The 21,924-nt window shown below is 68.2% G+C and carries 21 protein-coding genes and 1 pseudogene; 14 read left to right on the top strand and 8 right to left on the bottom strand.

The window, feature by feature from the left end; translation table 11 throughout:
• Window positions 1-25 precede the first annotated feature (25 nt).
• Together JOF29_RS15695 and JOF29_RS15690 are read left to right on the top strand one after the other, a co-directional pair.
• Window positions 26-376 (top strand): type II toxin-antitoxin system VapC family toxin, encoded by a 351-nt coding sequence (locus tag JOF29_RS15695; RefSeq protein WP_209694934.1) that lies wholly within the window; start codon window positions 26-28, stop codon window positions 374-376.
• A gap of 51 nt (window positions 377-427) precedes the next feature.
• Window positions 428-1,348: an SDR family oxidoreductase gene (locus tag JOF29_RS15690; RefSeq protein ID WP_245357612.1), complete on the top strand. Its 921-nt coding sequence runs from the start codon at window positions 428-430 to the stop codon at window positions 1,346-1,348.
• 116 nt (window positions 1,349-1,464) lie between these two features.
• On the opposite strand, the gene JOF29_RS15685 is transcribed toward JOF29_RS15690, so the two are convergent.
• Window positions 1,465-1,842: a hypothetical protein gene (locus JOF29_RS15685; RefSeq protein ID WP_209694933.1), complete on the bottom strand. Its 378-nt coding sequence runs from the start codon at window positions 1,840-1,842 to the stop codon at window positions 1,465-1,467.
• A gap of 5 nt (window positions 1,843-1,847) precedes the next feature.
• Window positions 1,848-2,495, bottom strand: coding sequence for a hypothetical protein (locus JOF29_RS15680; protein WP_209694932.1), 648 nt, complete (start codon window positions 2,493-2,495; stop codon window positions 1,848-1,850).
• Window positions 2,496-2,837: 342 nt separating this feature from the next.
• On the opposite strand from JOF29_RS15680, the gene JOF29_RS15675 reads away from it, so the two are divergent.
• The gene (locus tag JOF29_RS15675) at window positions 2,838-3,092 is read left to right on the top strand and encodes a hypothetical protein (RefSeq protein ID WP_209694931.1); all 255 of its coding nucleotides are present in this window, start codon (window positions 2,838-2,840) and stop codon (window positions 3,090-3,092) included.
• Between the two features lie 148 nt (window positions 3,093-3,240).
• On the opposite strand, the gene JOF29_RS15670 is transcribed toward JOF29_RS15675, so the two are convergent.
• A complete protein-coding gene (locus tag JOF29_RS15670) occupies window positions 3,241-4,341 on the bottom strand; it encodes a DNA glycosylase AlkZ-like family protein (protein WP_209694930.1) in 1,101 nt (366 codons plus the stop codon).
• Window positions 4,342-4,468: 127 nt separating this feature from the next.
• Here JOF29_RS15670 and JOF29_RS15665 point away from each other — a divergent pair, with 127 nt between their 5' ends.
• Window positions 4,469-5,266, top strand: a complete 798-nt coding sequence (locus tag JOF29_RS15665; RefSeq protein WP_209694929.1) for a hypothetical protein — start codon at window positions 4,469-4,471, stop codon at window positions 5,264-5,266.
• A 121-nt stretch (window positions 5,267-5,387) separates the two neighbouring features.
• Complete coding sequence (locus tag JOF29_RS15660) at window positions 5,388-5,642, top strand: GlsB/YeaQ/YmgE family stress response membrane protein (RefSeq protein ID WP_209694928.1); 255 nt, start codon at window positions 5,388-5,390, stop codon at window positions 5,640-5,642.
• Between the two features lie 20 nt (window positions 5,643-5,662).
• Here the strand turns inward: JOF29_RS15660 and JOF29_RS15655 are convergent, their stop codons facing one another.
• From JOF29_RS15655 to JOF29_RS15635, 5 genes are all read right to left on the bottom strand, one after another.
• Complete coding sequence (locus JOF29_RS15655; RefSeq protein ID WP_307863364.1) at window positions 5,663-8,032, bottom strand: glycoside hydrolase family 65 protein; 2,370 nt, start codon at window positions 8,030-8,032, stop codon at window positions 5,663-5,665.
• Entirely contained in the window at window positions 8,029-8,772 is a 744-nt protein-coding gene (locus JOF29_RS15650) for a beta-phosphoglucomutase family hydrolase (protein ID WP_209694927.1), read from the bottom strand. Before JOF29_RS15650 ends, JOF29_RS15655 begins: the two co-directional genes overlap by 4 nt.
• Before the next feature lie 10 nt (window positions 8,773-8,782).
• Entirely contained in the window at window positions 8,783-9,760 is a 978-nt protein-coding gene (locus JOF29_RS15645) for an RNA polymerase subunit sigma-70 (protein ID WP_209694926.1), read from the bottom strand.
• Window positions 9,757-10,173: a glyoxalase superfamily protein gene (locus tag JOF29_RS15640; protein WP_209694925.1), complete on the bottom strand. Its 417-nt coding sequence runs from the start codon at window positions 10,171-10,173 to the stop codon at window positions 9,757-9,759. The genes JOF29_RS15645 and JOF29_RS15640 overlap by 4 nt, the downstream gene beginning before the upstream one ends.
• 111 nt (window positions 10,174-10,284) lie before the next feature.
• The gene (locus JOF29_RS15635; RefSeq protein WP_209694924.1) at window positions 10,285-11,286 is read right to left on the bottom strand and encodes an acetylxylan esterase; all 1,002 of its coding nucleotides are present in this window, start codon (window positions 11,284-11,286) and stop codon (window positions 10,285-10,287) included.
• Between the two features lie 126 nt (window positions 11,287-11,412).
• Here JOF29_RS15635 and JOF29_RS15630 point away from each other — a divergent pair, with 126 nt between their 5' ends.
• The 9 genes and pseudogenes from JOF29_RS15630 to JOF29_RS15600 all read left to right on the top strand — a co-directional run bounded on the left by JOF29_RS15630 (window position 11,413) and on the right by JOF29_RS15600 (window position 21,904).
• Window positions 11,413-12,000, top strand: a complete 588-nt coding sequence (locus tag JOF29_RS15630) for a PadR family transcriptional regulator (protein ID WP_209694923.1) — start codon at window positions 11,413-11,415, stop codon at window positions 11,998-12,000.
• 40 nt (window positions 12,001-12,040) lie between these two features.
• Window positions 12,041-13,657 (top strand): sulfatase family protein, encoded by a 1,617-nt coding sequence (locus JOF29_RS15625; RefSeq protein ID WP_209694922.1) that lies wholly within the window; start codon window positions 12,041-12,043, stop codon window positions 13,655-13,657.
• Between the two features lie 9 nt (window positions 13,658-13,666).
• Window positions 13,667-15,181, top strand: coding sequence for an ABC transporter substrate-binding protein (locus JOF29_RS15620; protein WP_209694921.1), 1,515 nt, complete (start codon window positions 13,667-13,669; stop codon window positions 15,179-15,181).
• 4 nt (window positions 15,182-15,185) lie between these two features.
• Window positions 15,186-15,773, top strand: a pseudogene (locus tag JOF29_RS45955) (ABC transporter permease); the annotation flags it as partial.
• A 10-nt stretch (window positions 15,774-15,783) separates the two neighbouring features.
• Window positions 15,784-16,128, top strand: coding sequence for an ABC transporter permease subunit (locus tag JOF29_RS43120; RefSeq protein WP_245357611.1), 345 nt, complete (start codon window positions 15,784-15,786; stop codon window positions 16,126-16,128).
• The gene (locus JOF29_RS43115; RefSeq protein ID WP_245357610.1) at window positions 16,125-17,819 is read left to right on the top strand and encodes a dipeptide/oligopeptide/nickel ABC transporter permease/ATP-binding protein; all 1,695 of its coding nucleotides are present in this window, start codon (window positions 16,125-16,127) and stop codon (window positions 17,817-17,819) included. Before JOF29_RS43120 ends, JOF29_RS43115 begins: the two co-directional genes overlap by 4 nt.
• Entirely contained in the window at window positions 17,812-18,636 is an 825-nt protein-coding gene (locus JOF29_RS15610; RefSeq protein ID WP_209694919.1) for an ATP-binding cassette domain-containing protein, read from the top strand. The genes JOF29_RS43115 and JOF29_RS15610 overlap by 8 nt, the downstream gene beginning before the upstream one ends.
• A complete protein-coding gene (locus tag JOF29_RS15605) occupies window positions 18,633-20,378 on the top strand; it encodes a sulfatase (RefSeq protein ID WP_209694918.1) in 1,746 nt (581 codons plus the stop codon). Before JOF29_RS15610 ends, JOF29_RS15605 begins: the two co-directional genes overlap by 4 nt.
• Window positions 20,378-21,904, top strand: a complete 1,527-nt coding sequence (locus JOF29_RS15600; protein ID WP_209694917.1) for a sulfatase family protein — start codon at window positions 20,378-20,380, stop codon at window positions 21,902-21,904. The genes JOF29_RS15605 and JOF29_RS15600 overlap by 1 nt, the downstream gene beginning before the upstream one ends.
• The last annotated feature ends 20 nt before the right edge of the window (window positions 21,905-21,924 follow it).

Raw genomic sequence — 21,924 nt, 5'->3', positions numbered from 1 at the left:
GGCACTCGTGCTCGACTCCGGAGCGTTGATCGCAGTCGAGCGCCGCTCGGGGAAGATTCAGGAACTCCTCCGCGCGGCCCGCGCCCGCGAGGCGTCTGTCGTCATCCCGACGCCTGTCGTCGCTCAGGTCGTCCGGGAAGGCGGACGTCAGGCCAACCTGAGGCGGTTCCTTGCCGACTCGTACCTGCGCTTCGCAGGGCTCGACTACCCGGCGGCTCTTGAGATCGGTGCTCTGCTGGGCCGCAGCGGCACCGCCGATGTGGTCGATGCGTGCGTTGCGATCTGCGCCCAACACCTTGGTCATTGTCCAGTCGTGACGTCCGACCCTGAGGACCTCCGTAAGCTCGATCCTGGCCTGCCACTCATCGTCATCTGAGGTCCGGCAATTCGATTGCCGTCCGCCGCGGGATCGAGCAGGATCGCCCGCATGCTCGAACGACCTGTCGCGCTTGTCACCGGAGTCGGCCGTACAGTCGGGATCGGCGCGGGCATCGCCCGCCGTCTCGCCGAGTCCGGGTGGGACGTCGCGTTCACGTACTGGACGGCGTACGACGAACGGATGAAGTGGGGCGTGCAGGACGGCGCCACCGCGGAGATCACCGCGGAGCTGACCGGCCTCGGCGTGACCGCCGTACCGATCGAGGCGGACCTGGCGGATCCGGGCGCGCCGGAGCGGATCTTCGCCGCCGCGGAGGACCGGCTGGGGCCGGTGACCGCGCTGGTGATGTGTCACTGCGAGAGCGTCGACTCCAGCATTCGCGACACCACCGTCGAGAGCTTCGACCGGCACTTCGCCGTGAACGCGCGGGCGACCTGGCTGCTGATCCGCGAGTACGCCGCGAGGTTCGCCGTACCGCACGGCAGCGGCCGGATCGTGGCGCTGACGAGCGACCACACGGTCCACAACCTCCCGTACGGCGCGAGCAAGGGCGCGCTGGACCGCATCACGCTGGCCGCCGCCCAGGAACTGTCCGACCTCGGCCTGACCGCGAACGTGATCAACCCCGGCCCGATCGACACCGGCTGGATGTCCCCCGACCTCCGCACCGCCTGCACCGAAGCCACCCCACTAGGGCCGCCTCGGCACCCCCACCGACACCGCCAACCTCGTCGACTTCCTCCTCTCCCCCCAAGGCCAATGGGTCAACGGCCAACTCCTGAAAAGCAACGGCGGCTCGGCCTAGTACTACAGCCGGACTTTGTCGATTCACACGTCCGATTCGGCGCACAATACCCTCCCCAACCCGGACCTACGTACGGCCGCGAGCTACGCCATCCACCCACGCGGTGGGGTGTGCACCGGCGAGCTGGCCTACCGCTGCCACGCCGACCGCCAACGACCAGCTGATCCCCCATACCTGCAACGAAATCCGCCACCTCACCGCGCCCGACTCTGCAACTGCCGACGCCGAAAAAGGTCACGATCTACGGCTGGAGTACAGGACGATCTGTCGGGTCCGTGCACTAAAGCTCGCCGATGGCGCTGATGGTGTGACCGGACCTCGGGCACTGCCAAGAAGGCTTGTCCGCTACCAGGATCGGCGTGAGTGGGTGCGACCCCGGATGTTCTGGACATTCCGGCCAGACAACAGGCAGGCCAAGCCAATTCAGCTCCTCGTGAACAAACTCTTGCACCTGGTCGGCCACGTGAACCACCCGTTCGGGCTGTTCCATATCGAGGGGAGCAAGCAGACCGGTCCGCGACTTGCTGCTGGACAGCATCACCATCGATTCATACTCCGGATCGCTCGACGACGGCTCATCCAGAAGACGTAAAGCAATGCCGTTGGTACTCCGGAGATCCCGGAGCACCAACTGCAGCGCCGTTTGAAGAAAATCCACTGAAACTAGTCCTCCAGCGTGTGAACCCGTCCGGCCCACGTAATAGAGCCCGTCCCACCGCCGCCGAGGTTATGACGGAAGGTAATATAGTCTTGGTAGTCTACCTGGGTTCCAGTTGTCGCTCCACTCATCGTACCGTGGAGAAGGTATTCTTTGGGGACGCTGGGGTGCGGGGCATTCCTGGGCTTCTTCACACCGTTGACCCACCAGTCCAATCCCTGCTCGTTGATGTTGCTGACAATGATCGCCTTGACCGCGGCGGAGATCGCGTAGCTCCAGGCAAGGCGATCGACAGTGGAGCACGTGTATTGCAGAGTGAGACTTCCGTTGGTGTCCGACCACTTCCCACTTCCACCGCAGGAGATGTATTCCGGACCGAGCTGCGGAGCGGCCTTGACAGGGCGGAGCGAATCGGCCAGCTGATTCGCGTAGCCATTGGCAGCCTGCACGGAGATAGGTTGGTCGAACTTGAGGTCGATTGACGACCGGTACTGAGGTGCAGAGCTGGACTCGACATGAACAGTGCTGACGTTGGCCGGATCGCTGTACGGTGCAGCAACTGACGTAGGTACGGCTGCGATTGATCCGCACAATAGCGCGGCAACGAAGGCGAACGCGGCGGCGGCGCGTCTGGGGCGCATGATTTCCTCCATGCATCGGAGATAAAATCTCACCCCTCCGACTGGTGGTTCGAATCTATGTGTCCACGCAGACGGTTCGCTATGCCGCAGCATTGCAACAAGCTGCAGATTGGCGGTGACATCGGAGATGTGAGATCGCGCTGAGGCTGTCGACAGCCAGAGTGGTCTGGGACGACAGTTTCGTCTGTGCGGATGCCGAGGATCTCATTCAGGAAGCTCAATCAGCCGTAGCCTCGCATTGAGCACGGATGGTTCGGTGCGGCGCCGACCCAGGGATCAAGACGCCGCCACACCTGCTCTGTAAGACACCTGCAGCTCCGCGATGCCAGGTCTGCGCGGAACGAGTTCGAGCAGGTGCTGGCGCTGACCGACTCGGACCTGCTCCGTGAGCACCGGGCGCATGCCGTACCCGGGCTCGCGCTGGTCGAGCTGGCGGAATCCTCTCTGGCGCTGGCCGAGTCACTGGCCCGGGGAGCGATCCTCCTGGCTGCAGGCACGTACCGGCTGCGCGAGGGCGACGCGTACGTCGACCTCGCGCGCATTCACCTCGCCCTCGGCCGGACCGACGCCACGATCGACTCCGGCGAGCAGGCCCTGGCCATCCACTAGGAGACCAGCTCGCTGCTCGGTGTGGCGCGAGCACACCGGGTCTTCCGCGAGGCGCGGGGAGACACCACGCACCGGCGAGGCGCTGCAACGATTCGGGACGTACGGCTCACCCGAGGCGGCCGAGGTACGACGGATCCTGCGGCAGGTCTCAGCCGATGACCAGCTCCAACCGCAGCCACTTCGCCAGGTCGCGGATCTCGCGGTGGACGGTGGCGGTCAGGGTCTTCGAGAACGGCTCGTCCTCGTGGATCGCGTCGACGCGGAAGATGCCGGCCTTGCGGTCGGACATCGCGTCGAGCTTCCCGACCAGGCGGTCGTTGTGCAGGATCGGCAGCGCGAAGTACCCCCAGCGCCGTTTCGCGACCGGTTTGTACATCTCGAGCTGGTAGTCGAACTCGAAGATCTCGGTCAGCCGCTTGCGGTCGTACACCAACCGGTCGAGCGGCGAGATGATCGCCGTCCGGCCGGTGAACGGCTGGTCGAGCAGCTCCGGGTCGACCCGCCACTCGCCGCGGACGCCGTCCACGACTGCCGGCTCCCCCGCCTCGCCGGCGTCCAGCGGCTCGCCCGGGCAGACCGGGCCTGTCGCCCGCAGCAGGCCCATCGACTTCAGGCGCTGCCGGTTCCGGGTCCGGACCGCCTCGGCGAGCGGCACCGGCGGATCGTCGGGGTAGACCCGGGATGCCAAGTCCCAGAGGCGGTCCCGGCCCTCGCGACCGGCGATCGCCACCTCGCCGCGCTGCATCATGAACTCCAGCAGCTTCGACACGTTCCGGTTGTTCGTCCAGCCGCTCGACTTCCACGGCTGCACGCAGGTGTCGGGCAGCTCGCGCATCACCAGCGGGCCGTCCTGGCGGAGCCGCTCGAGGATGTCGATGCGGCAGCCCTCGTTCGCCCGGACCCAGTCGTGGCGGTACTCCTGCCAGTCGAGCGGCTCGCCGTCGGCCGGCCACGCGGCCATCTCCGCGCTGTACAACGCCAGCGTCTCCGGCAGCCGGACGAACCCGCGCAGCTCCAGCAGCTCCAGCGATGCGAGCGCATCGGCCAGCTCGCCGGGGTCGTACGACGAACCGAGCCGGCTCCAGGCCACCAGGTCCGCATTCGGAGCGACGTACGGCGTCTGGTCGAGCTGCACCGCATTCAGCCCGCGGACCACGTCGAAAAGGTCGGCCGGCCGCTCGCGGGTGAGCAGCTGCGCGCGCACGGCCAACCGCCTGGCGTCGCGTCTCGACAGCTGATGAACAGTCACGAGGCGAGACTACGGCCGCGCTCGGACAGTATTGTTGGAGACGTAGGCAGCCGAGCGGGTGGGGACCAGGGCTCGGGATTTCAGGGGGTACGTCGTGATGGTGCGTGGTCGGGCAATCCTGCCCTCTGTGGTGTTGCTCGTCGCCGGATGCTCGGCGGCGAACGGTTCTGACGTGCCCGCGCCGTCGACGCCGTCGATCGTCGCCCCGTTGCCCTCGGCGGCGCAGAAACCCGCGGCCGACTGCGGCCAGTCCACCGAGCCGCTGCCGCCGGTGTCAGAGGCGGACGGCGTGCAGCTGGCCGCCAGCACCGACCCGAGCCGCACGTCGCTGCTGCTCAAGAACACCGGCGGCATGACGGTCGTCGTCGTACCGGACGCGGACTTCAGCAGCCGGCTGATCGCCGCGCCGTCCGCGAACCCGCAGGACGCGGCGTCGCGGAACGCGCTGATCGCGGTGAACAACAGCATCTCCGCCGAGCTGCCCGGCATCCCGGCGTACGTGCCGAAGTCCCAGGTTGTCACGCTGCCGCCGCAGTGGGCGATCTGCGCGCTGACCGACAACCTGCGCGAGACCGCGAGTGTGCGCTATCTCCAGGACCGGACGTCGAGTGCGCAGTACTTCGTCGCCAAGGCGCTCGCGGACCAACTGCTGCTCAAGGTCAGCGCGGACCGCAGCCGGCAGACCCTGATCCGCTGCGCACGCGGCACCGCGAGCACTCTCAAGGCATCACCGGAGCTGCCGGACATCGAGCTGTACGTCGAGATCCTCGGCCCCCGAACCGCCTGCCGCGCCGGGTACAAGGCGCTGCTCAACGAAGACGAACGCGCGGCCGGCCAACTCGGCGCCGCCGTACTCAGTCGCCTCGGTGGTGTGCCGCGGCTGATCCCGAACAGCCCGCTGTTCACCACGACCGCCGGCTCCTGACCGCCGCGTCGCAAGGGCCAGGGTCGGGTCCGGGTCCGGTCAGGGAAAACTCCACTGCCGCCGACGGCGTTCCGCCGGGAGACTTGAGGCCTACCGTTCGACACCTCGGAGGATCCCAGCCATGTTCGGCTTCATCATCGCCGGTCTCATCATCGGTGCACTCGCCCGGTTGTTCACCCCCGGCAAGCAGAAGCTCGGCCTGCTCGCCACGCTGCTGCTCGGCCTGGCCGGCTCGGTGATCGGCGGCACGATCGCGAGCATCCTCGGCACCGGCGGCATCTTCGAGCTGAACATCATCGGCTTCGTCGTCGCGGTGATCTCGTCCGTGATGCTGGTCGGGACCGCCGAGTCGCTGGCCGCCAAGAGCAAGAACTAGTTCCCCGGAGCGTCGCCCCCTCAGCCGTCCTCGTTGACCGCCATCGCCGGCCGTGGCTCACGGCCCAGCGGTTGCGGCGGCCGAGGCAGCAGGGGGCGGCGCTTCTGCAATGTCCGGACGACCGGCTGCGTCGCGGTCACGGTGAGCTCCTCGCCCGCGTGCCGCAAGGTCATCGAAGCGTTCGACCCGTCGTGCACGCTGTACTTCACCGCGACCGGATCGATCTCCACCTTCAGCCGGACGCCGCGCCAGCGGACCGTGAAGCTCAACCCGGCCAGCCCGATCGGCAGCGCGGGGTCGAACGACAGCGTGTCCTCCTGATCGCGCAGCCCGCCGAACCCGGCCACCAGCGCGCTCCACGCGCCGCCGAGCGACGCCATGTGCAGCCCGTCGCCGGTGTTGTGGTGCAGGTTCCGCATGTCGATCAGCGCGGCCTCGTACGCGTAGTCGTACGCCAGGTCGAGATGTCCGACCTCGGCCGCCATCACCGCCTGAACGCAGGCCGACAACGACGAGTCCCGCACCGTCAGCCGCTCGTAGTAGTCGAAGTTCCGCGCCTTCTCCTCGTCGGTGAAGGCGTCACCGCACCAGTACGTCGCCAGCATCAGGTCGGCCTGTTTCACCACCTGCGTGCGGTACAGCTGGAAGTACGGCGCGTGCAGCAGCAGCGGATACTTGTCCTTGTAGCCCACGAAGTCCCAGACGGCGTACCCGGTGAAGCCCTCGGACTGCGGATGTACGCCGAGGTCCTTGTCGTACGGCACATAGACGGCCGCCGACGCGTCCCGCCAGGATGCCTCCTCCTCGGCGTCGACGCCGAGTTCGCGGGCCCGGGCCGGCAGCTTCGCGGCGATCTCGGCCGCGGACCGCAGGTTGCGGGCCGCCATCAGGTTCGTGAAAACGTTGTCGTCGGCAACGGCGCTGTACTCGTCCGGGCCGGTCACGCCGGGCAGGTGCCAGCGGCCTTCGCGGTCGTGGTGGCCCAGCGACATCCACAACCGTGCGGTCTCGACGAGCAGCTCCAGCCCGACCTCGTCGAGGAAGTCCTCGTCGCCGGTGGCCCGGTAGTACCGCATCACCGCCTCGGCAATGTCGGCGTTGATGTGGAACGCCGCCGTACCGGCCGGCCAGTACCCGGAGCACTCCTGGCCGCGGATCGTCCGCCACGGGAACGCCGCGCCCTTGAAGCCCAGCTCCTCGGCGCGCTGCCGGGCCATCCGCAGGGTGGAGTGCCGCCAGCGCAGCGCGTCGGCGGCCGCGTCCGGCATCGTGTAGGTCAGCACCGGCAGCACGAAACCCTCGGTGTCCCAGAACGTGTGCCCGTCGTACCCGGCACCGGTCAGCCCCTTGGACGGGATCGCCCGGCGCTCCGCCCGCGCGCCCGCCTGCAGCACGTGGAAGAGCGCGAACCGTACCGCCTGCTGGAGCTCGGGGTGGCCCTGCACCTCGACGTCGGCGCCGTCCCAGAAGTCGTCCAGGAACTCGACCTGCTGCTTGGTCAGCCCGTCCCACCCGGAGAACCGGGCACTGGCGAGCGCGGCCGCGACCTGATCCCGGATCGCGGTCTCCGAGCGCAGGCTGGACCAGCCGTACGCCAGGTACTTCACCACGCGCAGGCTCTCGCCCGGCTGCAGCTGGCAGATCACCGTCGTCCGCGCCCAGTCCTCCCGGACGTCCTGGTCCATCGCGTACCGCACCGAGGTGTCGACCTCGTGCGCCATCGCGGCGGCCATCAGCTGCTGGCTGCGGCTGGTGCGGTGGATCAGTACGGTGCCGTGCTCGCCGCCGTCGTGGCTGACCGGGTGCAACGGGTTGTCCAGCACGGCCGCGACCCGCGGGTCGTCGGACAGCTTGGGCTGCGTCTCGTTCGCGACCAGCTCGGACTGGATCACGAACCGCGCGGGCTGGTCGACCGGCTCCACGACGTACTCGATCGCGGCCACCGCGCGCTGGGTCAGCGACACCAGGCGACGGGTGCGGACCTTGATCCGCTTGCCGCCGGGTGAGGTCCAGTCGACGTCGCGTTCGAGCATGCCGGTCCGGAAGTCGAGCGAGCGCTCGTGCTTGGTCAGGTAGCCGTACCGGATGTCGAACGGCGAGTCGTCGACGAGCAGCCGGATCAGCTTGCCGTTGGTGACGTCGACGAGCGTCTGCCCGGACTCCGGGTACCCGTAGCCGGCCTCGGCGTACGGGAGCGGGCGCTGCTCGTAGAACGAGTTCAGATAGGTGCCGGGGATCGCGAACGGCTCGCCCTCGTCGAGGTTGCCGCGCAGGCCGATGTGCCCGTTCGACAGTGCGAACAGCGACTCGGACTGGGCCAGCTTGTCCATCGCGAGCCGGGTCTCGCGGAGCCGCCAGGGCTCGACCGGGTGATGTCCTCGATCGATCACTTGTCCTCCAGCAGCTCTGCGAGGTCCTTGACCACGATGTCGGCGCCGTGCGACTTCAGGTCGGCGGCCTGGCCGACGCGGTCGACGCCGACCACCTGCCCGAAGTGTCCGGAGCGGCCCGCGGACACGCCGGCCAGCGCGTCCTCGAAGACGGCCGCCGCGGACGGCTCGATACCGAACCGCTCGGCCGCGGCGAGGAACGTGTCCGGCGCCGGCTTGCCCTTCAGCCCCTCGGTGCGGATCGTCACGCCGTCGACGACCTCCTCGACGTACTGCGCGAGACCGGTGACGTCCAGGACCTCGCGGGTGTTCGCGCTGGACGACACCACCGCCCTCCGCAGGCCCGCCTCGACGGCGGCCTGGAGGTACCGCCGCGAGCCTTCGAAGACGTGCACGCCCTCGGTCCGGATCCGCCGCTGGACGGCCTCGTTCTTCCGATTCCCGAGGCCGTTCACGGTCATCGCCGACGGCGGATCGCCGGCACTGCCGTCCGGCAGCGTGATGTTCCGCGCGGCCAGGAAGTCCCGCACGCCATCGGCCCGCGGCTTACCGTCCACGTACGCGTCGTACTCCGCGCGGGCGTCGAACGGCACGAACGCGATGCCGTGCCGCGCCGAGTACTCGCGGAGGAACTCGTCGAACATCTCTTTCCACGCCGCAGCGTGGACAGCAGCCGTATCAGTGAGCACGCCATCCAGGTCGAACAAACAGGCCTGGATCCCCGTAGGTAGTCCGAGCATGCCGACCACGCTAGCGTGTCAACCGGTCGGGGAGGCCAAAGCCCGGGAAACGCGAGGCTCCGAATGTCGTGATCTCCTGGATCACGCCGTGGTCGACCCACAGCACGTCGAGCTTGAACGCCCGCCAGCACGTGTCCCCCGGACGCTTGAGGTACGACGCTGCCGCGGGCAACCGGTTCGCCGAGGTCGGCACCAGCCGCCACTCGCCGTCCCGCTCCGGACCGAAGGCCCGCTCGAACAACGGCAGGCACGCGCGCAGCCCGTTGAACGACAACTGGTCCGGCGGCATCGACACGCGAAGCTCCTCGCCTGCGATCGCGATCGCCGCCTCCGCGTCGCACCGCTCGTGTGCGTCGATGAACCGGGCCAGCACCTCCCGCTCCTCGGCGGTCGGCCGCACGCTCCACTCGGCTCGACGCACCGGCAGCCGCTGCTGCATCGTCGTCCGGGCCCGCTGCAAGGCACTGTTCGCCGCCGCGACGCTGGTGTCGAGCAGCCCGGCGGTCTCCGCGGCCGACCAGCCCAGCACGTCACGCGCGATCAAGGCCGCCCGTTGCCTGGCCGGCAACGCCTGCAGCGCGATCAGGAACGTGAGCTCGATCGTCTCCCGGGCCACCACGACCGCGTCCGGCTGATCCTTCGGCGGCGCGATCTCGTCGAGAAGGTCGTCCGGATACGGCTGGAGCCACACCAGGTCGCCCGGCGAGTCCACTACCCCCGCCGCCGTCCGCCGGGAACGCCGCCGGGTGGCGTCCAGGCAGACATTCGTGGCGATCCGGTAGAGCCAGGCGCGGAAGTAGGTGCGCCCGTCGTACTGGTCCCGGCTGCGCCATGCCCGCAGGAACGTCTCCTGCACCGCGTCCTCGGCATCGTCGAACGAGGCGAGCATCCGGTAGCAGTGCACGTGCAGCTCCCGCCGGTACAGGCCGGACAGGTCGGCGAACGCGGCCTCGTCGCCCGCGAACGCCGCCTCCTCGACTGTTGTCACGAGCTGGTCCGTCCGACCTCCTGGACCGTCCAGCCGTTGCCGTCCGGGTCCTCGAAGGACAGAAACGTCTCGAAGTCGCCGCGGCCCGGTGAGACCCCCGGCTGTTTGCCCTGGGGCCCGAAGTGGAACGGCTCACTCACCTCGACGCCCCGCCCGACCAGCTCGGCATGGGCCGCCTCGATGTCGTTCACCACGAGGTGCGTCCCCTGGTAGCTGCCTGGGGCGGCCGCGGTCAGCCCGATCCCGATCGAGATCGAGCACGCCGACCCGGGTGGCGTCAGTTGCACGACCCGGAACGAGTCGCCCACCCGGTGATCGACGTCCTCGGCGAACCCCAGCTGCTCGGTGTAGAACTTCTTCGCCCGGTCCACGTCCGACACCGGCACGATCACGAGCTCGAGCTTCCAGTCCATCTGCGTCCTCCACGTCGTGACCAGTTCAGGCCGGTCGGGTGCGACCGGCGTCAATAACCGTGTAACGACGTGCGGCCGGAAACTCATCGGTGCATCGATGACTTCTCCGGACTATTTTCCAGCAACTCCGAAGATCCCCGCGAACCAGTCGAGCTGGGCGAGCTGCTGGTACGTCTGTCCGCCCTCGTGCTCGTTGTAGTGGTACACCTCGATGCTCTTGTCGGAGCTGCCGTAGTGGTTGAAGGCGGCGAACACCGTCGACGGTGGGCAGGTGGCGTCCATCAGGGCCACCGAGAACAGCGCGGGGGCCGTGGCCAGGGCGCCGAGGTTCACGCCGTCGAAGTAGCTGAGCGTGTTGAGGACGGTGTCGACGTTCTGCCGGAAACCCTTCAGGTACCGCGTGATCTCGCCGTACGGGTCCTTGTCGGTGATCTGCAGCGCGCGCTGGAAGTGGCACAGGAACGGTACGTCGGGAGCGCAGCCGACCAGGTCGATCCCGGCCAGCGGGGCCAGGCCGGCCGCGGCGATCGAGATGCCGCCGCCCTGGCTGCCGCCGCTGACGATCAGCTGGTCCGGGTCGACGAACGGCGACGTCCGAGCGGCCTCCAGCGCCCGGACCGCGTCGATGTACACGCGACGGTAGTAGTACGTCTCCGGGTCGGTGATGCCCGCGGTCATGAAGCCAGGCGTGTGGTTGAGACCGGCGTACGGCGTGTCGTCCGGGGTGCTGTCGAAGCCGCCCTGGCTGTAGCCCTGGCCGCGGGTGTCCATCACGAAGTGCGCGTACCCGGCCTGCGCCCACAGGGTGGTCGAGTGCGGCAGCCCCCGGCCGCCGCTGTAGCCGTGGTATTGCACCACGGTCGGCAGCGGGCCTTCGGCGCCGGCCGGCACATGCAGCCAGCCCTTCACCGGGGCGCCGCCGAAGCCGGCGTAGGTGACGTCGTAGGTGTCGACCACCGCGAGCTTGTTGTCGATCGCGGTGAACGTGGCGGACAGGTCGTCGGTGCGCGCCTTCTCGATCGAGCGGCGCCAGAAGTCGACCAGGTCGGCGGGCGCGGCCACCTCGGGCCGGTACTCGCGGAGCTTGTCGAGGGAAAGGTCGAACATGGCCATGACCGGTAAACCTACGCCCGCCGGCCGCCGCAGGAAAGCGGTGTCCAGATCCGAACTCTTGACGGGGTATTCCACTTGTGGTGTCCTCTCGGGTATTCCACTTGTGTCATACCTCGGAGGGCGATCGTGAAGCTCGAGCACATCCTTCTCGGCGTGCTGCTGACCCGCCCCAGCACCGGGTACGACCTGAAGCGCTACATGGACGCCCAGGGACTCTTCCTGCGGCCCAACACCCAGATGAGCCAGGTCTACCGCGTGCTCGCCGCGATGGAGAGCCGCGGCTGGGTCTGGCACACCGTCCAGCCCCGCCCGGGCGCCCAGGACGCCAAGACGTACCGCGTCACCGACGAAGGGATCACGGTGTTCATGGATTGGCTCACGGCGCCGTACTCCCCGACCACCATCTACACCCGGGACCCCGGGTTCTACGGGCGGATGGCGTTCTGCGGGTTCCTCCGGATTGACCAGGTGATCGAGCTGCTCGATCGGGAGATCCTCGCCCGGCAGCTGCAGATCAAGCGCTTCCGGGACCGGGACCGGACGATCCCGCAGGAGCCGGAGATCCCGTTCGACACCGAGCTCCAGGCCCTCGTCGAGGAACGAACGCACGAGCTCGGTTCGCACTTCATGGACCAGCACGTCGCCTGGTGCATCGAGCTCCGCGAAGAGCTGCAGCGCCGCGGCTCCCAACGGCGCATCCGCGCCATCGACTGACCGCACCGGCAGGCGCGGTCGCCCCTTCAGGAGCACAGCCATGCCCGAATCCAGGCCTAACGTGCTGTGGATCAGCACGCACGACATCAATCCGCATCTCGGTTGCTACACAGGGATCTGGCCGGGTGCCGAACAAGCCTCCACTCCACGTCTCGACGCGCTCGCCGCGGACGGGCTGCGGTTCGACCGCGCGTTCTCCGCGGCACCGGTCTGCGGCCCCTCCCGGAGCGCGATCGTCACCGGGTGTTTCCCGCCGGCGATCGGCACGATGCACATGCGGACCCGCGCCACTCCCCCGCCGTACGTGCGGCTGCTGCCCGAGTACTTCCGGGCCGCGGGCTACTGGACCGGCAACACCGCGTTCACCGACTTCCAGCTCGACGTGCCGGAACCGACGTACGACGCGCTCGGCGACCACGCCCACTGGCGGCTGCGCGACGATCCGGAGCAGCCGTTCTTCATGGCGTTCCACAGCCTGATCACGCACGAGTCGCAGCTGTACCTGAGCGACGAGGAGTTCGCCCGGAAGACCCCGGACGCGCAGCGGGTGGAGAAGGCGGACGTCCCGCCGTACCACCCGGACACCGAGGTGTACCGGACCTCGTGGCGGCGCTACCTCGAACTGATCAGCCAGATGGACCACTGGGCCGGCGGGATCCTCGATCAGCTCGAAGACGATCGGATTGCCGACAATACGATTGTCGTCTTCTGGAGCGACCACGGGCTGGGCATGCCGCGCGGCAAGCGCTGGGCGACCGAGCTCGGGTTCCGCGAGCCGCTGATCGTCCGCTGGCCGGCGCGGATCACCGGCGGTACGACGTACGCAGAGCCGGTCGGGCTGATGGATCTGGCGCCGACGATGCTGGCAATGTGCGGGCTCGAGGTCCCCGGGTACATGCACGGCTCGGTCCTGATCGACGCGGACGGCGTACCGCGGGAACGGTCCGGGTACGTGGTGAGCGCGCGGGACCGGATGGGCGAGGCGGAGGACACGTCACGCTCGATCCGCGACCGCCGGTTCCGGTACACGCGGCACCTGCATCCGGACCGGTCGCCGATGGGCCACACGGAGTACCCGGACAACCTGTGGACGTGGAAGGAGCTGCGGCGGCTGTTCGCGCAGGAAGCCCAGCAGCAGTTGGCGTTCGGCGAGCCGCCGTCGATCCTCACCGATCTGCAGCGCTCGATCGTTGCCGCCAGCAAGCGTGCGCCCGAGGAGCTGTACGACGTCGAGGCCGACCCGCACGAGGAACACAACCTCGCGGGGCTGCCCGAGTACGCCGAGGTGCAACAGCGGCTGTCCGATGCACTCGACAACTGGCTGGCCGAGACCGGCGATCTCGGCAGCAGACCGGAACGTGAGCTGCTCGCCGAATGGCGCCCGAACGGCCGTCGCCCAGAGACAGCCGAGCCCGCAGTCGAACACCGTGACGGCCTGGTGGCGCTCACGTGCGCGACGGCCGGCGCAGTCATCGGCTGGACCAACGACCCTCCCCCAGCAGACACCACGGCAGACAGCACAGCCGACAGCACGGCAGACAGCCGTAGCTGGCAGCTGTACACCGCTCCGTTCGTCCCATCCGCACCGATCTGGGTCAAGGCCTGGCGGCTCGGTTACGAGCCCAGCCCGGACGTCCCGGTCACAGCACCACGCTAAGGAGCCCCCATGCTCATCCGCCGCTGCAGCGCCGTACTGGCCGCTGCCGCACTTGCCGTCGGCGCCGGTGCCTGTTCCGGCGCCGGCGCCAGTTCCGCCGCCGCCAAGACGCTGACCATCGGCAACGTCCTCGACAACAACTCGTTCGACCCCACTCAGCTCAACATCGGGAACCAGATGCAGTACTGGTCGCCGGTCTTCGACACGCTGCTGACCCGCGACAAGGACAACAGGCTCCAGCCGTGGCTCGCGACCTCCTGGAAGTACGACGCGAAGCGCACCACGCTGAGCCTGACACTGAAGAGCGGCGTGAAGTTCACCGACGGTACGCCGTTCGACGCGACCGCGGTCAAGGACAACCTGACGAACCTGGCGGCCGGTACCGGGCAGAACTCGTACATGAGCCGGTCGATCGCGACGTACCAGATCGTCGGCCCGGCCGCGATCAACCTGAAGCTGAAGGCACCGGACCCGGGGCTGATCGACTACCTGGCCAGTGTCGGCGGGGCGATGGCCAGCCCGAGGTCGCTGCACGCGAAGGACGTCGCGACCACGCCGGTCGGCTGCGGGCCGTACGTGCTGGACCGTGCCGGGACCGTTGCCGGTAGCACCTATACCTACAAGCGGAACCCGGACTACTGGAACGCCGCGGCGTTCCCGTACGACAAGGTCGTCATCAAGCCGATGACCGACCTGACTGCGCGGCTGAACGCGCTCAAGGCCGGTCAGCTGAACGCGACCCTCACCGACACGAACTCGCTCGCCGACGCCGAGCGCAGCGGGCTGACGGTCAGCACCACCCCGGTGAACTGGAACGGTCTGCTGCTGATGGACCGGGACGGCAAGCTGGTCCCGGCACTGAAGGACCTGCGGGTGCGGAAGGCGATCAACTACGCGTTCGACCGGGAGGCGATCCTCAAGAACGTGTCGCACGGCGCAGGTGCGCTGACGACGCAGATCTTCAACGCGGCCGGTGACGGGTACGACAAGTCTCTGGACGGCATCTACGACTACGACCCCGCGAAGGCCAAGCAGCTGCTCGCGGAGGCGGGGTACGGCGGAGGCTTCTCGATCACGATGCCCGAGTCGCCCGGGTTCGCGCAGTACAACCCGATCATCGAGCAGCAGCTGGGCGCGATCGGCATCACGGTGAAGTGGGTGAAGGTGCCGGCGAACGCGGTCATCCCGGAGGTCCTCTCCGGCAAGTACCCGGTCGTGTTCATGACACTCGGCAGCCAGTCCGCGTGGCAGGACATCCAGAAGGCGGTCACCCGGACGTCGCCGTGGAACCCGCTGAAGGCCGGCGACCCGGAGCTCGACAAGCTGCTCGCCGCGGCGCAGAACGCTCCGGCGGCCACACTGCCGGCGGCGATGAAGGCGGTCAGCAAGTGGATTGTCGACAACGCATGGTTCGATCCCTGGTACCGCGAGAACAGTGTCTACCTGAGCGACGCGAAGACCGCGGTGACCATGCAGGCCTACAACGTGGCGCCGAGCATCGGCTCGTTCGCCCCGAAGGAGTGACGGCATGTTCGGCTTCATCGGACGCCGGCTGGTCGCCTGTGTCGTCCTGGTGGTCGTGATCGCGGGCATCACGTTCATGCTCGCCTTCTCCGGCACCGGCAACGTCGCACGCAACCTGCTCGGTGAGAACGCGACTCCGGACCAGTTGGCCGCGAAGAACGCGGAGCTCGGTCTGAACAAACCCCTGCTCGCACAACTCGGCACATGGGCTCAGCACGCACTCCGCGGAGACCTGGGCATCTCCTGGTTCACCAATGAGCCTGTGGCACAGGCAATTGCCAACCGGCTCCCTGTCACGTTGTCCATGGTGGTTCTTGCGGTGGCCCTGACCGCACTGATCAGTGTCGGACTCGGTGTGGCCGCGGCTGTGCGTGGCGGCTGGCTGGACCGGGTCATTCAGGTGCTGAGCGTCGCCGGGTTCGCCCTGCCGAACTTCTGGGTCGCTCTGGTGCTGGTGGTGTTCTTCTCGGTCACGCTCGGGGCCCTGCCCGCGACAGGCTACGTACGGCTCTCGGAGTCACCAGGCGGTTGGGCTGCGGCCCTCGTACTGCCGGTGGCGTCTCTGGTGATCGGGAGCACCGCGTCGGCCGCGCAGCAGGTCCGTGGCGCAGTCATCGACGTACTGCGTCAGGACTTCGTCCGCACGCTCCGGGGCCCGTGGCATCAGCCCGCGGTCCGTACTGTTCCGGCACGCACTGCGGAACGCGGCGACACCCGCACTGACCGTCCTGTCGCTGCAGTTCATCGCGCTGCTCGGCGGGGCCGTCGTGGTCGAGAAGGTGTTCGCGATCCCCGGCCTCGGCACCCTCACGATCAACGCGGCGCTCCAGGGCGACGTACCGGTGCTGATGGGGGTCGTGGTCACGCTGGTCGTCCTGGTCGTCGTCGTCAACCTGGTCATCGACATCGTCAGCGGCTGGGTCAACCCGAAGGTGCGTGTGCAATGACGATCCGGAAGGTCTTCCGCAACCCGTTGGCGGTCGCGGCGCTGGCGATCCTGCTGGTGATCGTGCTCGGGAGCATCTTCGCGCCGTTGATCGCTCCGCACAGTCCTACTGCGCTGCGGCTCGACAAGATCAACGCAGGGCCTGGTGGCGGGTACCTGCTCGGCGGCGACGGGGCAGGGCGCGACATCTTCAGCCGGCTGCTGCACGCGGGCCGCAATACGTTGACCGGTGCGGTCATTGCGCTCTCGGTCGCTCTCGTGCTCGGTGTCGTGTCAGGGCTGCTCGGTGGGTACTACGGTGGTCTGCTGGACGGCGTACTGGGCTGGGGTGCCAACCTGTTGATGGCCTTGCCGACGATGATCGTGCTGCTGGCCCTGTTCCAGGCGCTCGGCTCGTCGATCTACCTGGCGATGGTCGCGTTCGGGGTGATGCTGGCGCCCGGCTTCCATCGGCTGGTCCGCGGTCAGGTGATGGCGGTCAAGCACGAGTTGTACGTCGACGCCGCGCGCGTGTCGGGGTTGAGCGACCCGCGGATCATCGGCCGGCACGTGCTGCTGGTCGTCCGGGCACCGATCGTGATCCAGGCGGCCGTGGTGGCCGGGATCGCGATCGTCGTGCAGTCCGGGCTGGAGTTCCTCGGGCTCGGCGATCCGGGGACGCCGACGTGGGGCGGGATGCTGCAGGACGCGTTCACGAACATCTACACGTCACCGGTCGCGATCTGGTGGCCGGGTACGACGATCGCGCTGACGGTCGCCTCGCTGGTGCTGCTGGGCAACGCGATCCGGGACGTCATCCAGCGCACCGAGCGGCCGCGCAAACCACCTTCACCGCCGAAGGTCGCGCCGACGGCACCCGACACCGCCGATCTACCGTTGCTTCGGATCACCGACCTCTCGGTCGGGTACCCGAGCCCAGACGGGTATCGCGAAGTGGTGCACGGCGTGGATCTCGACGTACGGCAGGGTGAGGTGATGGGACTGGTCGGTGAGTCTGGATCCGGGAAGACGCAGACCGCGTTCTCGGTGCTCGGGTTGCTGTCGCCGGGTGGGACCTTGCTGGGGCGGAGCAGCATCGTGTTCGACGGTCGTGAGCTCGCGCGGCTGCCCGAGGCCGAGCGGCGGACCCTGCGTGGCCGGCGGATCGGGTACATCCCCCAGGAACCGATGTCGAATCTCGATCCGTGTTTTCGGGTCGGGGACCAGCTGGTGGAGCCGTTGCGGGTGGTCAGCGGTCTGTCGAAGCGGGCGGCGGTGGCGGAGGCGCTGCAGCTGCTGGAGCGGGTCGGGATTCCGGAGCCGCGGCGGACGTTCGCTGCCTATCCGCACGAGATCTCCGGCGGGATGGCGCAGCGGGTGCTGATCGCGGGCGCGGTGTCGGGCAAGCCGGACCTGCTGATCGCGGACGAGCCGACGACCGCGCTGGACGTGACCGTGCAGGCCGACGTACTCGACCTGCTGCGCGGGCTGCGGACCGAGTTCGGGATGGCGATGCTGCTGGTCACGCACAACTTCGGGGTGGTCGCGGACGTCTGCGACCGGGTGGCCGTGATGCAGGACGGGCGGATCGTCGAGGTCAACGACGTCCGGCCGTTGTTCGCGAGCCCGCAGCATCCGTACACGCAGACGTTGCTCGGATCGACGCTCGAGGACAGCGCGCCACGGGCCCGCCTGGAGGTGAACCATGCTTGAGGCAACCAATGTCGTGGTCGAGTACGCCGGTCGCGGCTGGCGCTCGAAGGGCTTCAGGGCCCTGCACGACGTGTCGTTCGACATCAAGCCGCACGAGACCCTCGGCCTGGTCGGCGAGTCCGGCTCCGGGAAGACCACGATCGGGCGCGCAGTCCTCGGCCTCGTCCCGGTCGGCTCCGGGTCGATCCGGTTCGGCGGGCAGGAGCTGGTCGGCATGCCGCGCCGCGAACGACGGCGGCTGAGCGACGACATCCAGGTCGTGTTCCAGGACCCGTACAGCTCGCTCAACCCGTCGATGACCGTCCAGGACATCCTCGTCGAGCCGCTGGTCGCGCGCGGATCGGTGGATCGTCGTACGGCGACCGACCGGGTCCGGGCGCTGCTCGACCAGGTGGGGCTGCCGCAGGACGCCGTACACCGGCTGCCGCGGGAGTTCTCCGGCGGGCAGCGGCAACGGATCGCGATCGCCCGGGCGCTGGCGCTGCGGCCGAAGCTGATCGTCTGCGACGAGCCGGTGTCCGCGCTGGACCTGTCCACGCAGGCACGCGTCCTCGACCTGTTCATCTCGATCCAGGAGGAGACCGGAGTGGCCTACCTCTTCATCTCGCACGACCTCGCCGTGGTCCGGCACATCAGTCACCGGGTCGCGGTCCTCTACCGCGGCGCCATCGTCGAGTACGGCGACGCCGCCGACGTCACGGAGCGGCCCGAGCACCCGTACACGAAGCGCCTGCTGATGGCTGCGCCGATACCGGATCCGGACCGGCAGGCGATCCGCCGTCAGGAACGCCGCGAGCTGCTCGAGGCGATCGTATGAGCCGCGCGGTGATGGTGATGTACGACTCGCTCAACCGGCGGATGCTGCCGCCGTACGGCGCCGAGAACGTGCACGCACCGAACTTCACCCGCCTGGCCGGCCGTACGGCGCTGTTCGAGAACTGCTACGCCGGGAGCATGCCGTGCATGCCGGCACGCCGTGAGCTGCACACGGGCCGGTACAACTTCCTGCACCGCTCCTGGGGCCCGCTGGAGCCGTACGACGACTCCATGCCCGAGCTGCTGCGGCAGAACGGCGTACACACGCATCTCGCCACCGACCACCAGCACTACTGGGAGGACGGCGGGGCGACCTACCACAACCGGTACTCGACGTACGAGTTCTTCCGCGGGCAGGAGGGTGACCGGTGGAAGGGGCAGGTGCGGGAGCCCGACGTACCGGAGACCCTGAATGCCACGACGTTCCTGAGCCGGCAGGACTGGGTGAACCGGCAGTACATGCAGGAGGAGGCGCAGCACTGCCAGACGCTGACGTTCGACGCCGGGATCGAGTTCATCGAGACGAACCGGGCGGAGGACCAGTGGTTCGTGCAGATCGAGACGTTCGACCCGCACGAGCCGTTCTTCAGCTACGACGAGTACCGGCGGCTGCTGGGCGTGGACACCGAGGCGCCCGTGTTCGACTGGCCGTCGTACCGGCGGGTGGTGGAGTCGACCGAGGAGGTCGAGCGGGCGCGTGGTGAGTACCTGTCGCTGCTGGCGATGTGCGACCGGTCGCTGGGCCGGGTGCTGGATCTGTTCGACCGGCACGGGCTGTGGGAGGACACGATGCTGATCGTCTGCACCGACCACGGGTTTCTGCTGGGTGAGCGGGGCTGGTGGGGCAAGAGCGTGCAGCCGTGGTTCAACGAGACCATCCACACCCCGCTGTTCGTGTGGGACCCGCGGGAGCGGGCAGCCGGGGTACGGCGGGACGACTTGGTGCAGACGATCGACATAGCACCGACACTGCTCGACTACTTCGGTGTCGACGCCCCTGAGGACATGCAGGGTCTTTCGCTCGCCGGTGGTCAGCAGCGTGCGGGAGCGCTGTTCGGAGCCCACGGCGGCCACGTGAACGTGACAGACGGCCGCTATGTCTACATGCGAGCGTGTGCGGACCCGTCCAACTCCCCTCTCTACAACTACACACTCATGCCGACCCACATGCGCGGCCGCTTCACCCCCACCGAACTCCAGGACGCCCAGCTCCACCCCCCACTCCCCTTCACCAAGGACGCCCCAGTGCTACGAGTCGAGTGCCCATCCGTCGGGAACCCTTGGTGGCACGGGTCGCTCCTCTTCGACCTGACGGACGACCCGCACCAGCAGAACCCGCTTCAGGACGAGGAACTGGAGCTACAACTGGCTGGCCTGATGGTCGACCTCATGCGCGCCAACGACGCCCCACCCGAGCAGTACGAACGCCTGGGTCTGCCGTTGGAAGGTCCTGTGCTGGCTGAGCACCTACTGATCAAGGATCAGTGGGAGCAGGTACAGCGAGCGCTACAGCCCTCTGCACGTCGCGAGGACCTAAAACCGGACAGTCCGCTGCGTACGCTCAGCCTCGCCGAATTGCTGGACCGGCACCCGGACGTACTCCCCGATCACATCGCCGCCGGACTGGACGGCATGCGGCGGCTCAACCCCACCGCTCCCCTGCTCGAGGTGTTCGCCGCGCATCCCGGAGTGACGGTTGAGATGATGCACGAGATCGATCAGGCCCTCCGGAAGGTGAGTTGATGTCCCGCCCGAACATCGTCTTCGTGATGTCCGACGACCATGCTGCGCACGCGATCTCGGCGTACGGTAACGGCACGAGGAGCACGGTCAACAACACGCCGCACCTGGATCGGCTGGCCCAGGAAGGCGTGCGGATGGACGCGACGTACTGCACGAACTCGATCTGCTCGCCGTCGCGGGCCTCGATCCTGACCGGTACCTACAGCCACGTGAACGGGGTCGCGTCGATCTGGACCGAGATCGACTACCGGGTGCCGACGATCGCGGAGGTGCTGCAGGACGCCGGGTACCAGACCGCGCTGTTCGGCAAGTGGCACCTGGGCGAGCAGCCCGAGTCCGCGCCGCGGAACTTCGACGCGTGGCGGGTGTTCCCCGGCCAGGGCGCCTACGTCGACCCGCTGATGATCGGGCCGGACGGCGCCGAGACGGTGCCCGGGTACGCGACGGACATCGTCACGGACCAGAGCATCGACTGGATCCGCCAGCGGGACACGGAGCGCCCGTTCCTGCTGCTGGTGCACCACAAGGCACCGCATCGTCCGTGGGTGCCGGACGAGAAGCACAAGCACCTCTACCCGGTCGGCTCGATCCCGGAGCCGAGCACGCTGTTCGACGACCACAGCACCCGCAGCCAGGCTGTCCGTGGCGTCCACATGTCCGTCGCCGACGACCTCGCGGCGGAGGAGCTCAACGAGAAGCTCCCGGACGAGCTGCGCGGCCCGGAGAACCGGGAGGCGCGGATGCGGTGGAAGTACCAGCGCTACCTGCGGGACTATCTGCAGTGCGTGCAGTCGATCGACGACAACGTCGGCCGGCTCCTCGACGTACTGGACGAGGAGGGCCTGTCGGAGAACACGGTCGTCGTCTACACGTCCGACCAGGGGTTCTTCCTCGGGGACCACGGGTGGTTCGACAAGCGGCTGATGTTCGACGAGTCCCTGCAGATGCCGATGCTGATCCGCTGGCCGTCGGTGATCCCGGCCGGCAGCACGTGCGACGACATGGTGACCAACGTGGACTTCGCGGCAACGTTCCTGGAGATGGCAGGGCTCGACGCTGCGTCAGCACTCCCCACGTCCCAGGGCCGGAGCTTCCTGCCGCTACTCCGCGGCGAGGAGGTCCCGGACTGGCCGGACGCCGTCTACTACCGGTACTGGGAGCATGACGACCCGATCCACCACGCCCCGGCCCACTACGGCGTACGGACGAAGGACTACAAGCTCATCCACTACTACGGCGCCGGTCTTGGCGTGCCGGGCTCGTCGGACCGCCTCTTCGAGTCCGAGTGGGAGTTGTACGACCTCCAGAAGGACCCAGCCGAACTGACCAACGTCGCCGACGACCCTGCGTACGCCGAGACCCGTGCAGCGCTCACCACCCGCCTGACGGAACTACAGGCGCACTACGCCGACCTCCCGTACGAGGGCCCGTCAACACCGGCGCCCTCCTGGTCCTGGGCCGACAACAAGGCGCTGAGCCAGGTAGCGACGTACCTCAAGAACCTGCCCGAGCGGGGCCAGGCGTGACCGTCACAGCTGGGGACGTA

The organism is Kribbella aluminosa (genome assembly GCF_017876295.1).
In the GTDB taxonomy this organism is placed as follows: Bacteria; Actinomycetota; Actinomycetes; order Propionibacteriales; family Kribbellaceae; genus Kribbella; species Kribbella aluminosa.
Note: the sequence above shows the minus strand (reverse complement) of the source record. Positions and strands in the feature narration are given on the sequence as shown.

Bases quoted from the DNA above. Each gene is read 5' to 3' on its own strand.
- JOF29_RS15620 (WP_209694921.1), top strand. From the start codon at position 13,667: ATGCTCATCCGCCGCTGCAGCGCCGTACTGGCCGCTGCCGCACTTGCC.
- JOF29_RS43115 (WP_245357610.1), top strand. From the start codon at position 16,125: ATGACGATCCGGAAGGTCTTCCGCAACCCGTTGGCGGTCGCGGCGCTG.
- JOF29_RS15635 (WP_209694924.1), bottom strand. From the start codon at position 11,286: ATGGCCATGTTCGACCTTTCCCTCGACAAGCTCCGCGAGTACCGGCCC.
- JOF29_RS15600 (WP_209694917.1), top strand. From the start codon at position 20,378: ATGTCCCGCCCGAACATCGTCTTCGTGATGTCCGACGACCATGCTGCG.
- JOF29_RS15650 (WP_209694927.1), bottom strand. From the start codon at position 8,772: ATGCTCGGACTACCTACGGGGATCCAGGCCTGTTTGTTCGACCTGGAT.
- JOF29_RS15680 (WP_209694932.1), bottom strand. From the start codon at position 2,495: ATGGAGGAAATCATGCGCCCCAGACGCGCCGCCGCCGCGTTCGCCTTC.
- JOF29_RS15610 (WP_209694919.1), top strand. From the start codon at position 17,812: ATGCTTGAGGCAACCAATGTCGTGGTCGAGTACGCCGGTCGCGGCTGG.
- JOF29_RS15660 (WP_209694928.1), top strand. From the start codon at position 5,388: ATGTTCGGCTTCATCATCGCCGGTCTCATCATCGGTGCACTCGCCCGG.
- JOF29_RS15640 (WP_209694925.1), bottom strand. From the start codon at position 10,173: ATGGACTGGAAGCTCGAGCTCGTGATCGTGCCGGTGTCGGACGTGGAC.
- JOF29_RS15605 (WP_209694918.1), top strand. From the start codon at position 18,633: ATGAGCCGCGCGGTGATGGTGATGTACGACTCGCTCAACCGGCGGATG.
- JOF29_RS15690 (WP_245357612.1), top strand. From the start codon at position 428: ATGCTCGAACGACCTGTCGCGCTTGTCACCGGAGTCGGCCGTACAGTC.
- JOF29_RS15625 (WP_209694922.1), top strand. From the start codon at position 12,041: ATGCCCGAATCCAGGCCTAACGTGCTGTGGATCAGCACGCACGACATC.